Below are 14,920 nucleotides of genomic sequence, written 5' to 3'. Positions count from 1 at the left end.
GATGACGAAAGGCCGGTTTGTTCCGGCCTTTTTGTTTTTCTGACGTTCGAATGAGAACGCCTTTCCAGCCCGTTACTTGGCCAGCGCGTCCAGGATTCGAATCCAGGAGCGGATACCCTTATGGTAGGAGACGAGTTCGTACTTCTCGTTCGGCGAGTGGATGCGGTCGTCGCTGAGACCGAAGCCGACGAGCAACGACTCCATGCCGAGCATCTTCTGGAAGTCGCCGACGATCGGGATCGATCCGCCCATGCCGATCACAACGGCAGGCTTCGGCCACTCGTCAGAAAGCGCATTCTTGGCCTTCGTCAGCACCGGAGAATCGTAGGAGAGGTGGATGGCCGGCGAGCCGCCATGCGGATGGAACTCGACCGAGCAATCCGCGGGGATTTTCGAGCTGATGTAGCGGCGGAAGCTTTCCCGGACAGCATCCGGATCCTGCGTGCCGACGAGGCGAAAGGAAACCTTGGCAGAGGCCTTGGCTGCAATCACCGTCTTGAAGCCCTCGCCCGTATAGCCGCCCCAGATGCCGTTGATCTCGGCGGTCGGACGCGCCCATGTCAGCTCAAGGACCGACCGGCCCTTTTCGCCAGAGGGGATCGACAGACCGACCTCGCCGAGGAAGGTCTCCGCCGTCTTGCCGAGAGTTTCCCAGGATGCCTTGATATTGGCCGGGGTTTCCTCGACGCCGTCATAGAAGCCTTCAAGGGTGATGCGGCCGGTTTCATCATGCAGCCCGGCAAGCGCGGCAGTCAGGATGTGAATCGGGTTTGCCGCCGCACCGCCGAAGAGGCCGGAATGCAGATCGCGATCGGCCGCGGTTACGACGACCTCCTCCCCGACAAGACCACGAAGCGCTGCGGCAATCGCCGGTGTATCACGATCCCACATGCCGGTGTCGCAAACGAGTGCGTAGTCCGCCTTCAATTCCACGGCGTTGGCGTCAAGGAATGGCTTCAGCGAAGGCGAACCCGATTCCTCTTCGCCCTCGAAGAGGATGGTGATGCGGCAGGGCAACCCACCATTGATTTCCTTATATGCACGGCAGGCCTCTACGAAGGTCATCAACTGGCCCTTGTCGTCGGCGGTACCGCGACCGGTGAGGATCTTCCGGCCGTTGCCCAGATCTTTGATCGACGGCTCGAAAGGGTCGTTCTCCCAGAGTTCGATGGGATCGACCGGCTGCACGTCGTAGTGACCATAAAACAGCACATGCGGCGCGTCGGCGCTCGCAGCGGCGTGATGGGCGACAACCATGGGATGACCGGGCGTGTCGCGCACAGAAGCATCGAACCCAAGCGTCTTGAGATAGGAAACCAGCCATTCGGCCGCCTTGCGGCACTCGGCCCTGTAGGCCGGGTCGGTTGAGATGGATTTGATCCGCAAGAGTTCGAACAGCTTGTCGAGGCTTGATGGCAAATTCTGGTCCGCGCGCGAAAGCACTGGCATAACATCGGTCATTTCCGACTCCTTTCGAAATTCCGCGGGACGATAGACCAAAGGTCGATCGCTTTCGAGGCGAAAAAGACCGGGCAAAAAAGTGTCGGTTGAAAAAGAACAAAGCTCAGGGATACCGGAAGATGAGGGTATGAAATCGCAGATACAATTTACAGTAATCCAGGAGAGCCTAAATAATCTGTCGCCAATCGTTGTTCGAAGTGAGATATGTTCTCTGTGGTCACCTGCATTGGCGACAACCATGACTGGCGCGTGATCATTGCCGCCGTCGTCGTTTGCCTAATCGGCAACCTTGCCTCGATACTGCTTCTGTCTCGCGCCCGTGAATGCGATCTTGGGCAGCAACGAAACTGGATCATGGCTTCGGCATTTGCCTGCGGCGTCGGCATCTGGGCCACACATTTCATCTCAATGCTCGCCTACGATGGTGGCTTTACGATCACCTCCGGGCTCGGCCTGACGGCGCTCTCCGTCGTGTTCGCCATATGCGTTTCCTGGTTGGCGATTCTTGTCGCCTCCGAGGAAGCGAGCGATTATTCTTTCGTCTCGGGTGGAGTCTTGATGGCGCTGGGCATCGGGTCGATGCACCTGACGGGGATGGAGGCGATCGAGGCACAGGTCGACATCGTCTACAACACTCGTTGCTCTCTCGATAGGTGCCGTGCTTTCCAGCCTTGCCTTTCTCTCTTTCAAGAAACTGACCGGCGCGAAGCGACTGCGCGTGTCGGCGATCGCCATGGTGCTCGCCATCGCCGCGATGCATTTCACATCCATGAGCACTATAGCTCTCGTTCCGCAGGCTGGGCGAGACGTGACGGCAACGGTTGTTGAGCCAAAGACACTCGCCGCAATCATCATGGCAGTATCGACAGCCCTGATCCTGGTTGCGCTCGTCGGAGCGTTCCTGGAGAGCCATCTGACCGATCTCCGAGGCCTTGCAAACGCGTCGAAAGGACTGTTCATCCTGCGCGAAGGGAGAATCGTCGACGCCAATGAGCGCTTCCAGGAAATGTCAGGCTGGCAACTGGTCGAATTGGTCGGGACTGATGCGACCTCCTTGCTGATGAGCATGGATGGGCGTGCAACGATCTCCCATCAGGAAACGCTGCTGACCACCAGGGACGAACGCGAGATTCCGGTGGAAACCATGGCCCCCCGTATGGTCTACCGCGGACGCAACTGCGAGGTTCTCGTGCTTCGCGATCTGACCGAGCGCAAGCGCGCCGAGAAAATGATCGAACATCTGGCGCAGCACGATGTTTTGACCGGATTGCCGAACCGCTCGCTATTCGACACACGTATCCGGCATGCGCTTCAATTGGCACAGCGCAAGCGCACGCAGATTGCCGTTTTCTGTTTGGACCTCGACCGTTTCAATGCCGTCAACGACATCTTTGGACACGCCGAAGGCGACCGGATCCTCTGCAAGGCCTCGGCGATCCTGCAGCGCGTGGCAGGCGAAGGCGATACCGTTGCCCGTCTGGGCGGCAACGAGTTTGCGATCATCCAGACGGGCAAGCAGCAGCCGGACGCGGCGCGCAGGCTCGCCGATCTCATCCTTGGCGGTCTGGCGGCCGAAATGGACATCGCCCGCGATCCGACGGCCGTCGGCGCCAGCGTCGGCATTGCGATCTATCCCACGGATGGGAGCACCGCACAGCAGCTGAGCGACAATGCCGACACTGCACTTTACCGCGCCAAGCATGCTGGTCGCAGCAAGGCCTGCTTCCTCGACGCGGAGATGGACGGGGCAGTCCGCGCCCGTCGGCAGATCGAGGCCGAGTTGCGGCACGCGACGACGCGCAGCCAGCTATCCGTGAATGACCAGCCGATTCTCGACAGCAGAACCGGCTCAATCACCGGCTATGAAGCGCTGATGCGGTGGAACCGGCTGGGGCACGGCATGAGTGACCCCGAGGTTTTCATCAGCATTGCCTAGGAAAGCGGCGTGATCGTGCAGCTGGGTGAATGGGTGCTGCGCCAGGCCTGTACCGAAGCGGCGCGCTGGCCGCAGCCGCTGTCGATCGCCGTCAACGTCTCGCCGGTGCAGTTCATGCTTCCGAACCTCTGCGAACGGGTCGCAGCAATCCTCGAGGAGACCGGTCTGGCGCCTCATAGGCTGGAGCCGGAAATGACCGAGGCTGCATTCGTGCGCGACCGAAGCAATGTCATCGCAACGCTGATGCGTCTGCACGGGCTTGGCACGCATCGTCATGGACGACTTCGGAACGGGCTTCTCGTCACTTTCGAACCTGCGTGCCCTGCCCTTCGACAAGATCAAGGTGGACCGGAGCTTCACAGGCATCCTCGAGCACGATGCGGCCGCCCGTTCCATCGTACGTGCCATCATCGGCCTTGGTCACAGCCTGGGGATTCAGGTCGTGACCGAAGGTGTCGAAACGGAACTCCAGCGCCAGATCGTTATCGAGGAAGGCTGCGAACAGTTGCAGGGTCTGCTTCTCGGCAAGCCTGATATCGAACCGAGCGTGAAGCTGGCTCGCGCGAGAACTTTCTTTCAGTGCGCGGAGACGGGTTTGACCGCCCTTGCAACGCGACGACCATAACACCAGCGGAATTGCGCCAACTCTGAGCTTCTTGGCATTGTCTAGAAGACGGCGGATATATTCGAGGGTCAATTCGCGTTCGAAGCTTTTGAAGCCCTGAAAGAGCGCGAGGTCGGCTTCACGCGCCGCCTCGATCGCGTCGTCTTCCATGCCCTTGGCCTTGTCCGTGAGGAAGATCAGCTGGGCGCGCTTGTCGGACGGATGCGGACGGCGATCGATCAGCCCGTCGCGCGCCATGCGTGCAAGCGTGTTCGCCATGGTCGCCTGTTCGATATCGACGCGAGCCAGCAACTGCTTCTGCGTGAGCCCGTCTTCGGCCCAGAGTTCGAGAAGAACCGGGAATTGCCCTGGCGAAAAGCCGAGCCTCGCCGCGCGCTGCTGCAGCGAACGAGCGAAGCCCTTGGCCAGCTGGCTGGCAAGATAGGCTCCCGAGTCCATACGATTAATACCAACGAGCGCTAATCAAAACCGGTGCGCCCAGTCACGCATTCCAATCGACATGATCTTCCACGGCTGAGCGACCAGCTTGTTCCATGCGTCGCAGCAATGGGCGACGATGTCCTCGTAATCTTTGAAGATCCGGTTGGACAACCAGTTGTCACGCAGAAATTGCCACACGTTCTCGACGGGATTTAATTCGGGCGAGCGTGGCGGCAGGAAGAGCAGTGTGATGTTGTCGGGCACATCGAGCTTCGGCGTGACATGCCACCCCGCCTGATCAACGATCAGCACGGCATGAGCGCCGTCATCGACGGCCTGGCTGATTTCGATCAAATGCTGGTTCATGGCGCTGGTGTCGCAGTAGGGAAGAACGAGACCCGCACCTTTGCCCTTCTTGGGGCAGATAGCGCCGAAGATATAGGTCCACATCGTGCGTTGATCGTGTGGTGCCGAAGGCCTTGTTCCCCTGCGTGCCCATCGCCGGGTGATCTTGTTCTTTTGGCCTATCCGAGCTTCGTCGGCCCACCAGAGCTCAATCTCGACGTTCTTCGGGAGCCTGCCTTTGATGGCTGCCAGTGTGGCGGGGAACTTTTTTTAAAACTCTCCAGGTCGCCTTCGTTCTGGGCGTAATGGCGCGGGCGGGCAGACAGCTTTGCAAAGCCGAGCGCCTTCAATTCGCGGCCAATGGTCGTTTCATCGACGGATATCCGATATTCTTGGAACAGCCATTGAGCAAGATCCTTGCGCCGCCAGCGCACAACGCCATGCACCGCCGGTATCGGGCCACTTTCGACGATCTTTGCCAAAGCCTGGCGATGCACGTCGGAAAGCTTTCCTTGATTGCCGGGTGCTTTGCCATTGATGAGCCCCGACGGGCCACGCGCATTGAAGCGAATAACCCAGTCGCGGACAATTTGCAGGGTCACGCCTCCGATCCTGGCCGCATCGCTGCGGGAATGGCCATCATAGATTTCGGCAAGGGCAAGAAGCCGCCGAGCCTGTGCCGCATCCTTCGTGCCTTTGGCCAACGCCCGAAGAGCGAAGCCGTCGAAGTCATCGCGCAGTGGAATTCCTGATGTCATCCGCAAACCTCCGTTTGCGGTATTGATTCAGAACTCAACTGATTTGGAAACCTCAAAAAGAGTCAGAGATCGCTCACGCTGGTATAATTCCCATTTTCTCAGTTAGGCGCAAAATACTCGACAAAACAATTCAACAAATCGCATGCGATGTACCACAAATACTTTCATCGCAGGCTGTCGGTCGGAAGATAGAGCAGAAAAACAAAGCCGCCATAGCCTGGAGGTGTGGCTATGGCGGCTCTAAAATGGGGACAAAGGCCCGGAGAGGGGATAAGGCCTTTGTCCAAGTCCGATGCGGCGGGGGACAAGCCAGCTATCAGACCCTCGACGCGATCAACACGATCAAACGCCGGTAGTAATCATTTGTGATCGCGAATGTGGCTTTTCAAGGGAAAGCTAAAGATTGACTATTACAAATTAGTAACAGTTTGGTGAGGCAGAATCTTTTCGCCTCGGAACTTTATATGGACCTTCCGGGGTGGCCGCGCTATCCATGACGCCATGAAAAAAGGCGATCATCTTTTCCTTGTCGACGGCTCCGGTTTCATCTTTCGAGCCTTTCACGCACTCCCGCCCCTGACCCGCAAGTCCGACGGTTTGCCGGTGGGCGCGGTGTCGGGATTCTGCAACATGCTGTGGAAACTCCTGACCGATGCGCGCGACACATCGGTTGGCGTGACCCCAACGCATCTGGCCGTCATCTTCGATTATTCGGCAAAGACGTTCCGCAAGGATCTCTACGACGCCTACAAGGCAAACCGCTCGACGCCACCCGATGAACTCATTCCTCAGTTCGGCCTCATCCGCCACGCGACGCGCGCCTTCAACCTGCCGTGCATCGAGACCGAAGGTTTCGAGGCCGACGACATCATCGCGACCTATGCTCGCCAGGCCGAAGCGGTCGGCGCCGACGTGACCATCGTGTCCTCGGACAAGGATCTGATGCAACTCGTCACGCCGAACGTCCACATGTACGACAGCATGAAGGACAAGCAGATCGCCGTTCCCGATGTCATCGAAAAATGGGGCGTGGCGCCCGAGAAGATGATCGATCTTCAGGCGATGACCGGCGACTCGGTCGACAACGTACCGGGCATCCCCGGCATCGGCCCTAAGACAGCTGCGCAGCTTCTGGCTGAGTATGGCGACCTCGACACGCTTTTGGAGCGTGCGACGGAGATCAAGCAGGAAAAGCGCCGCCAGGCGATCATCGAAAACGCCGATAAGGCCCGCCTGTCGCGTGAGCTGGTGCGGTTGCGCACGGACGTGCCGCTGGAGCTCGGGCTGGAAGCGCTCATCCTGGAGCCGCAGAACGGGCCGAAGCTGATCGGCTTCCTGAAGGCAATGCAGTTCACATCGCTGACGCGGCGCGTGGCTGACGCCTGCGATTGTGATGCCAGCGCCATCGACGCCATCGACGTTCCGGTGGAGTGGGGTGCCGCGGCACGCGGCCCCGATCTCGACATCGCCCAGCCGGAGCCGGTTGCCGGCGGCATTCCCGACGTCGCCGGCGAGTCGGTGCCCGTTCCCGCGAAAGCGAATGGCGCAAACGGTCGTGAAGGCACTTTCCTGCCAGGCGATCTTGCCAAGGCGCGCGCCGAAGCGTTCGCGTCCCTGCCCTTCGACCATTCGCGCTACGCCACCATCCGCGATGTCGCGACGCTCGACAAATGGATTGCCGATGCGCGCGACACGGGACTGGTTGCCTTCGATACCGAAACCACGTCGCTCGATGCGATGCAGGCCGAGCTCGTCGGATTTTCGATGGCGATTGCCGAAAACGACAAGGATCCCACCGGCACCAGCATCCGCGCCGCCTATGTTCCGATCGGCCACAAGACAGGCATCGGCGATCTGCTCGGCGGCGGACTTGCCGACAATCAGATTCCGATGCGCGATGCCCTTCCCCGACTGAAGGCACTGCTGGAAGACGAGTCGATCCTGAAGGTCGCCCAGAACCTCAAATACGACTACCTGCTGATGAAGCGTTACGGCGTCGAAACGAAGAACTTTGACGATACGATGCTCATTTCCTACGTGCTGGACGCTGGAACCGGCGCGCACGGAATGGATCCGCTGTCGGAGAAGTTCCTCGGCCACACCCCGATTGCCTATAAGGACGTGGCCGGCAGTGGTAAGTCGAACATTACATTCGACCTCGTCGACATCGACCGCGCCACGCACTATGCCGCCGAAGATGCCGACATCACATTGCGGCTCTGGCTCGTTCTGAAGCCGCGCCTTGCCGCCGAAAAGCTGACCACGGTCTACGAGCGCCTTGAGCGGCCGTTGCTTCCTGTTCTGGCGCACATGGAAGCGCGCGGCGTCACCGTCGACAGGCAAATTCTGTCGCGTCTGTCCGGCGACCTCGCACAGGGCGCCGCCGCATTGGAGGATGAGATTTACAAGCTTGCAGGTGGGCGCTTTACCATCGGCTCGCCGAAGCAGCTGGGCGACATCCTGTTCGGCAAGATGGGGCTCGCCGGCGGCAGCAAGACGAAGACCGGCCAGTGGTCCACATCGGCAAGCGTCTTGGAAGACCTCGCAGCCGCAGGCTTCGAGTTGCCACGCAAGATCGTCGACTGGCGCCAGCTGACCAAGCTGAAGTCGACCTACACGGATGCGCTGCCGGGATACATCCATCCCGAGACGAAGCGGGTTCACACCTCGTATTCACTGGCATCGACGACGACCGGCCGTCTCTCGTCCTCAGAACCGAACCTGCAAAACATCCCCGTTCGCACGGCGGAAGGTCGCAAGATCCGCACCGCCTTCATTTCGACACCGGGCCACAAGCTGATCTCGGCCGACTATAGCCAAATCGAGCTGCGCGTGCTCGCGCACGTCGCCGAGATTCCGCAGCTGACGCAGGCCTTTGCTGACGGCGTCGATATTCATGCCATGACCGCATCGGAGATGTTCAGCGTACCAGTCGAGGGCATGCCGTCCGAGGTGCGGCGTCGAGCGAAGGCAATCAACTTCGGCATCATCTACGGCATTTCCGCCTTCGGTCTTGCCAATCAGCTGTCGATCGAACGCTCGGAAGCGGGCGACTATATCAAGAAGTACTTCGAGCGCTTCCCCGGCATCCGTGATTACATGGACAGCCGCAAGCAAATGGCACGCGACAAGGGCTACGTCGAAACGATCTTCGGGCGGCGAATCAACTATCCGGAGATTCGCTCTTCCAATCCGTCGGTGCGCGCCTTCAACGAACGTGCGGCCATCAACGCCCCGATCCAGGGATCGGCCGCGGACATTATCCGCCGGGCGATGATCAAGATGGAGCCGGCGCTGGCGGAGGCGGGACTTGGCGACCGCGTCCGCATGCTCTTGCAGGTGCATGACGAATTGATCTTCGAGGTCGAGGATGCCGACGTCGAAAAGGCAACGCCGATCATCGTTTCGGTCATGGAAAATGCCACTATGCCGGCGCTTGAAATGCGCGTGCCGCTGAAGGTCGATGCGCGGTCGGCGACCAACTGGGACGAAGCGCACTGAGCGCTTCGTCGAAAATCCATTAAAATTTTCATTACCTTGCAAGCCATTGATATAAAACATTTTTCTTGTACTTTTCCGCCGGAACACCGCGCAGGCAGAAGGAACTTATTAACCTTCCTTTCCTAATCCGGAAGCGGGTAATAGTTGCTAATCATGAGTGAGTAGCGGTCGTATGCGCTTTCCTAGAACCAATCTGACAGGGGCCGAGGATATTTCCACGGAAGTCGAAGGTGAACAGCTGCAGGAACACGCGGGCGAGAAGCCTACGGCACCAATCTGGCAGAGCAATTTTTCACTGGCTCCGAACGTGCGGTTCACCCGCACGCCCGAGAATCTGATCAATCCTAAACGCGTGCCGGTCCTCCCGGTTCACACGCCGCCTCTTGCGACACAGGAACACGTTGCGGCAGACATCTGTGTCAGCGCACAGCCGCCGGTACCGGTCGTCGTCAACGTTCCGTTCGACGTTTACGAACCGGAGACCTCGGCCGTGATTGAGATGCCGCAGGCTGCAACTGCGCCGCCGGCGATTTTGGTCGAGCCCGATGCTGAAACGCATATCCGCGCATCCACCGAACTGGCGTCCATCTCGGACTTCGCATTCTGGGAAGTCATGGCCTTCGAAGAAGCTCCGGCCGAACCGATCTTGCTTCCTCAGGTTTCCCTGCCGAGGCCCGAGGTCAGTCCGGAATCGATCATCAGCCGGTTCCGGATCTTGGAATGGCAGCCTGGCCGCCAACGGCCCGCAGCAGCTGTTGCACAGGCGCCAGCTCCGTCGCCAATCATCCCGGCCCCGGCTGCGCCAGCCCCTGCTTTGACACGCAACCGCGCAACGCAGCCCCATGTCGAGGAAGCGTCGGCGGCCCAGCCGAAAACGCAGCCCATCGCTCCGGTGCCGGTCCGCACACAGGCGCCGCAGCCGCTTGCGCCCGCACCGCGTTTTGCTGCGCAGAAGATTGTCCCCTCCAGGATCGATGCCTCCGGTTATGAATTCCCATCGCATTCACTGCTGCAGGAGCCGCCGGAACGGGTTGGCGAGATCATGTCGCAGGAGACGCTGGAGCAGAATGCCGGTCTTCTCGAGAGCGTACTTGAGGATTTCGGCATCAAGGGCGAGATCATCCATGTCCGCCCCGGTCCCGTCGTCACGCTTTATGAGTTCGAGCCGGCGCCGGGCGTCAAATCCTCACGCGTCATCGGCCTGGCCGACGATATCGCCCGTTCGATGTCGGCGCTCTCTGCACGCGTTGCGGTGGTCCCCGGCCGCAATGTCATCGGCATCGAACTGCCGAACGTGCTGCGCGAAACCGTCTATTTCCGCGAGATGATCGAGAGCCAGGATTTCGAGAAGAGCGGCTACAAGCTGGCGCTCGGCCTCGGCAAGACGATCGGCGGCGAGCCCGTGATCGCCGAGCTCGCGAAGATGCCACACCTGCTCGTCGCCGGCACGACGGGCTCGGGCAAGTCCGTCGCCATCAACACGATGATCCTGTCGCTGCTCTACCGGATGTCGCCGGAGCAATGCCGCCTGATCATGGTCGATCCAAAGATGCTCGAACTCTCCGTCTACGACGGTATCCCGCATTTGCTGACGCCTGTTGTCACCGACCCCAAGAAGGCGGTCATGGCGCTGAAGTGGGCGGTGCGCGAGATGGAGGATCGCTATCGCAAAATGTCGCGCCTCGGCGTGCGCAACATCGACGGCTACAACAGCCGCGTGGCGCAGGCACGCGACACGGGCGAGACCATCCACGTCATGATCCAGACCGGCTTCGACAGAAGCACCGGTGCGCCGATCGAAGAGCAACAGGAAATGGACCTGACGCCGATGCCATACATCGTCGTCATCGTCGACGAGATGGCCGATCTGATGATGGTCGCCGGCAAGGAAATCGAAGGGGCGATCCAGCGCCTGGCGCAGATGGCGCGCGCCGCCGGCATCCACCTGATCATGGCCACTCAGCGTCCGTCCGTCGATGTCATCACCGGCACCATCAAGGCGAACTTCCCGACACGCATCTCCTTCCAGGTGACGTCGAAGATCGACAGCCGCACTATCCTTGGCGAACAGGGCGCGGAGCAGCTGCTCGGTCAGGGCGACATGCTTCATATGCAGGGCGGCGGGCGTATTGCCCGCGTGCACGGGCCGTTCGTTTCGGATACCGAAGTGGAGAAGGTCGTCGCGCATCTGAAGACGCAGGGTCGGCCGGAATATCTCGACACCGTCACGGCAGACGAAGAGGAAGAGGTCGACGACGAGGACAGCGCCGTCTTCGACAAGGGCGACATGGCGGCCGAGGACGGCAACGATCTCTACGACAAGGCCGTCAAGGTCGTCCTGCGCGATAAGAAGTGCTCGACCTCCTACATTCAGCGCCGTCTCGGTATTGGCTACAACCGCGCAGCTTCGCTTGTCGAACGCATGGAGAAGGAAGGCCTCGTCGGCCCGGCAAATCATGTCGGCAAAAGAGAGATCGTGACGGCGCGCAGCGGCGAGAGCGAGTGATCGCTTCGTTTGCGGCAGCCCCTGATACGGCTGCCGCAGACAACAGAAAACCTCGCGCCGGAGAGATCTCCACGACGGCATGGCTCGGGTGGGAATGGGCAGGCGGTGGTGTTGGTGGATGTGGATTGTCAGGCGGTATAGCCTGCCCGATCGTATCGAGGTTTCCGGAGCTTCCGGGCCAACAGGAGCGTCTGACAGCCCCTCCCTTCCGGATGGACCGTCGACCCTGACGGCCTTCGATCCACCTGTCGCAACCATCACCGGACGCCGGACTTTCGACCAGTTCTGTCAAATCCGGTTCGCGATCCGGCTCCTTGTCCAATGACGCGATCAATATGCGGCTGGACAAGTGGTTGAGATCCCTCCCAAGTCTTTTATCGCACAAGAAAATTATCCGCGCGGCAACTCGGTCTCGGCCTTAGCCAGCCGCAGCGTCTCGGCTACGAAGTCGCTTTTGCCATCGGTATAGACGTCCCAATCGCCGTCGGCCTCTTTGGCAAGGTGCCGTTTCAGCGACTGATACTCTGCCGCCCGGTCCGGGTCGAGCCTGAGATAATCGCGGAATAGGAGGCGGTCGCGGTGAGCCGGATTGCCTGATGTGCAGAGATAGAGACGCAGGCCATAGCAATCGTGATCGCGGGTGAAGGTCCAGCGGCCTTCGCCTTGGGGATCGCCGTGATCCCGAAAACCGGCGGATGGAAGCAACGCGCCGAGCTCGGCCAACGCCGTTTCATTCGCGAGCACGGCATCGAGATCGATTTTCGGCTTGGCGGCCAGGCCTGGAACCGAAGTGCTGCCGATGTGCTCGATCGCGAGAATACGATCGGCGGCCAGATCGAGGAGTTCGGCCCTTGCGGCCTCGAAGAGGTCGGGCCATTTCGGGTCATAGTCGACCACCCTGACCGGCCGCATCGTTGTCCCTTAGCCGATCTCCGCAAGGCAGGCGCTCAGCGCCTCGACCATGCGGCGTTCGCCCTCTTCGCGTGAATCGCTGTTGTCGAGGTCGACGACGTCGTAGTCGCCGCGGACGGTGAGCGGGCCGCGGGCGAGCCTTGCCATGATATCTTCATGTGTCTCGCGGCCGCGAGCCTCCAGGCGGCTTGCCAGCACCTCGGCACGCGCCGTCACATTGATAACCTTTAGCCGCGGAAAAACGGCCTTGAAATGGTGAAGCGCCGAACGGGAGCCATTGGCGACGACCAGATTTCCCTGCGCAAGGGATACCGACACCTCCGCCGGAATGCCATACTTCAGGCCGTGCGCTTCCCACCAAACCGAGAAGCTTCCGGCCTGCTCCATGGAGGCGAAGCCCTGGTCCGACACGGCGAGATGATGTTCCCCGCCGGCCTCGCTGTCACGGGTGATGACGCGACGGACGAAATGCACGTCCGGGCGTCCCCGGAAGTACTTGGCTGCGAGCGCCATCAGCGTGTCCTTGCCGGCGCCGCTCGGACCGACGACGACGACCATGATGCCGCGCTCGGTTCCGGGAACGATGTGGGGCTCGTGCGAGGGCATCATGCGACGCGGCGCCCTTCGCGCCAGACGGAGCGGGTGACGGGAACGCCGTGGTCGCGGAAAACGCGGACGACATCGGCGCGCAGACCGGTTGCGATGCGGCCGCGATCATTGAGGCTGACGGTACGGGCCGGCGTCGCGGTGACCATGGCGATCGCCTTCGGCAGCGAAATGCTCTCGACCTCGTCGGCAATGAGGAACGGCGCGTAGAGCAGGCTGAGCGGCACGTAATCCGAGGACAGCACGTCGAGGACGCCGCGTTCGGCGAGATCGCGGGCGGCGATGTTGCCGGAGTGCGACTTGCCGCGCACGATGTTCGGCGCGCCCATCAGCACGCTCATGCCGTGCTCATGCGAGGCCTTGGCGGCATCGAAGCTGGTCGGGAATTCCGCCAGGCGAACACCGTTTTCGATGGCTTCGTCGACATGCGCCAACGTTGCGTCGTCGTGGCTGGCAACGGTGATGCCACGCTCGGCGCAGACCTTGGCAATCGCGATGCGGTGCGGCGTGGAATTGCGCTCGGATTCGCCAACGCGCTTTTCGATGAAGCGGGCGAACTCGGCATCGGAGAGGCCGCGCTTCTTCTGGTAGTAGAAGATGTACTGGTCCATGGTCTGGAACTGACGCTGACCCGGGGCGTGGTCCATCAGCGATACGAGGCGAACGTAGGGATCGTTCTCGAAGTCGGCGAAATGTTCCAAAACATTGTCGGCGGAGACTTCGCAGCGCAGGTGGATCAGGTGCTCGGCGCGCAACCGACCTTCCTGCTCGGCCTTCTGGATGGCATCGGCCATCCCACGCATTTCGCCGTGCTCGAAGCCGCCGTCTTCGTCGGCTCCCATGCGCAGGCAGTCGAAAACGGTCGTGATGCCGGAGGTGACGATCTGGGCGTCGTGGGCCTGGATCGCCGCGATCATGTTCCAGCGCAGGCCGGGGCGCGGCGAATAGTGGCCCTCGAGATGATCGGTGTGCAGTTCGACGAGACCCGGGATCAGATAATCGCCTTCGAAATCCTCGCCGACCGTGGAGCTGCCCGTCGAGATGTCGGCGATCTTGCCGTCGCGGACGAGGACCGATCCTTCGACGATCTCATCCTCGAGGACAATGCGGGCGTTGGAGAAGACGGTTTCTGTGGTCATCGGATCAGGTCTTTCAGTTTTTGGCGCCAGCAAGCGGCCACCAGGAATGGGCTTTGAACGGCGCGCCACGCGCCTCTTCAACGAAAACGGCAAGGCCCGTGATCGCGAGCGGCCGGCCGGTGAACGCGGCAAAACGCTCGGTCAGAATGGCCTTCATCACGCCGGCGCGCTCCTCCGGCACCTGGCCGGTCAGCGTCATGTGGAAACCGAAGTCATCCATCACATAAGGATAGCCCCAGCGCAACAGATTGGCACGCTGGCTCTCGCTCAACGTCTCCGGGTTCCGGCGGGCAATGTCGACCTCCGACAGGGCGGCCCGGAACGGTTCGAAGAATTTTACCACCGTTGCCGCGAAATCTTGAAGCGGCGGGTGCAGCGAAGCCGGCACGAGAGCGAAAAACTTGCCCAACTGCCCCAGGACCAGCTCGGGGATTTCAAACGCCGGCGTGCGGGCGGCGAAATCCTCGGCGACTTGAAGCAGGTCCTGTTCGGTGACCGAGGCGGCGAGCGCGAAGGGGGCTTTGAGTGTCGCATGGAAGGCGTAGCGACGAGGCTCGGCGGTCAACTCGAACTGCTCGGCGGCAGGCAGGTCCGAATGATCGGGAGCCGGGTAAGTTTCGCCGGTGAAGGCATCACGGCCGAGCCAGAGCGCAGCCGTTCCGTTCAAAGGATCGTCCTTCGGCGGTGTGAAATAGAGTGCGTAGCGCAAGG

General features: G+C 60.8%; 8 protein-coding genes and 2 pseudogenes. 3 read left to right on the top strand and 7 right to left on the bottom strand.

Going from position 1 to position 14,920, the window contains the following annotated elements; genetic code table 11:
• Nucleotides 1–72 precede the first annotated feature (72 nt).
• Nucleotides 73–1,461, bottom strand: a complete 1,389-nt coding sequence (locus WGT02_RS02510) for a M20/M25/M40 family metallo-hydrolase (RefSeq protein ID WP_208249241.1) — start codon at nt 1,459–1,461, stop codon at nt 73–75.
• Nucleotides 1,462–1,665: 204 nt separating this feature from the next.
• Between WGT02_RS02510 and WGT02_RS02505 the strand changes: the two are divergent.
• Nucleotides 1,666–4,022 (top strand): annotated as a pseudogene (locus WGT02_RS02505) (EAL domain-containing protein).
• 24 nt (nt 4,023–4,046) lie between these two features.
• Here the strand turns inward: WGT02_RS02505 and WGT02_RS02500 are convergent.
• Both WGT02_RS02500 and WGT02_RS02495 read right to left on the bottom strand, forming a co-directional pair.
• Nucleotides 4,047–4,460: pseudogene (locus tag WGT02_RS02500) on the bottom strand (MarR family winged helix-turn-helix transcriptional regulator); the annotation flags it as partial.
• A 24-nt stretch (nt 4,461–4,484) separates the two neighbouring features.
• Nucleotides 4,485–5,545, bottom strand: a protein-coding gene (locus WGT02_RS02495; protein ID WP_208245220.1) for an IS630 family transposase whose coding sequence is annotated in 2 segments (ribosomal slippage) — nt 4,485–5,053 and nt 5,053–5,545 — 1,062 coding nt in all. Because the reading frame shifts where the segments join, the coding sequence is not laid out codon by codon here.
• 501 nt (nt 5,546–6,046) lie between these two features.
• On the opposite strand from WGT02_RS02495, the gene polA reads away from it, so the two are divergent.
• A complete protein-coding gene (gene polA, locus WGT02_RS02490) occupies nt 6,047–9,046 on the top strand; it encodes a DNA polymerase I (RefSeq protein ID WP_024313474.1) in 3,000 nt (999 codons plus the stop codon).
• 172 nt (nt 9,047–9,218) lie between these two features.
• Complete coding sequence (locus WGT02_RS02485) at nt 9,219–11,552, top strand: DNA translocase FtsK (protein WP_208249243.1); 2,334 nt, start codon at nt 9,219–9,221, stop codon at nt 11,550–11,552.
• A gap of 390 nt (nt 11,553–11,942) precedes the next feature.
• Here WGT02_RS02485 and WGT02_RS02480 read toward each other — a convergent pair whose 3' ends face one another.
• Genes WGT02_RS02480 through WGT02_RS02465 form a run of 4 tightly spaced genes read right to left on the bottom strand, consistent with a single transcriptional unit; the run spans nt 11,943 to nt 14,918 of the window.
• Nucleotides 11,943–12,464 carry a GrpB family protein gene (locus WGT02_RS02480; protein WP_024313472.1) on the bottom strand — a complete coding sequence of 174 codons (522 nt, stop codon included), beginning with the start codon at nt 12,462–12,464 and terminating at the stop codon, nt 11,943–11,945.
• A gap of 9 nt (nt 12,465–12,473) precedes the next feature.
• Entirely contained in the window at nt 12,474–13,073 is a 600-nt protein-coding gene (gene phnN, locus WGT02_RS02475) for a phosphonate metabolism protein/1,5-bisphosphokinase (PRPP-forming) PhnN (RefSeq protein WP_024313471.1), read from the bottom strand.
• On the bottom strand, nt 13,070–14,209 hold the full coding sequence (locus WGT02_RS02470) for an alpha-D-ribose 1-methylphosphonate 5-triphosphate diphosphatase (RefSeq protein WP_024313470.1): 1,140 nt from the start codon (nt 14,207–14,209) through the stop codon (nt 13,070–13,072). Before WGT02_RS02470 ends, phnN begins: the two co-directional genes overlap by 4 nt.
• A 13-nt stretch (nt 14,210–14,222) precedes the next feature.
• Complete coding sequence (locus WGT02_RS02465; protein WP_208249245.1) at nt 14,223–14,918, bottom strand: DUF1045 domain-containing protein; 696 nt, start codon at nt 14,916–14,918, stop codon at nt 14,223–14,225.
• Between the last annotated feature and the right edge of the window lie 2 nt (nt 14,919–14,920).

This window comes from Rhizobium sp. T1470 (assembly GCF_042140505.1).
Classification (GTDB): Bacteria; Pseudomonadota; Alphaproteobacteria; order Rhizobiales; family Rhizobiaceae; genus Rhizobium; species Rhizobium favelukesii.
The sequence above is the reverse complement of the archived record's forward strand: the minus strand, read 5'-3'. Positions and strand labels throughout refer to the sequence as shown.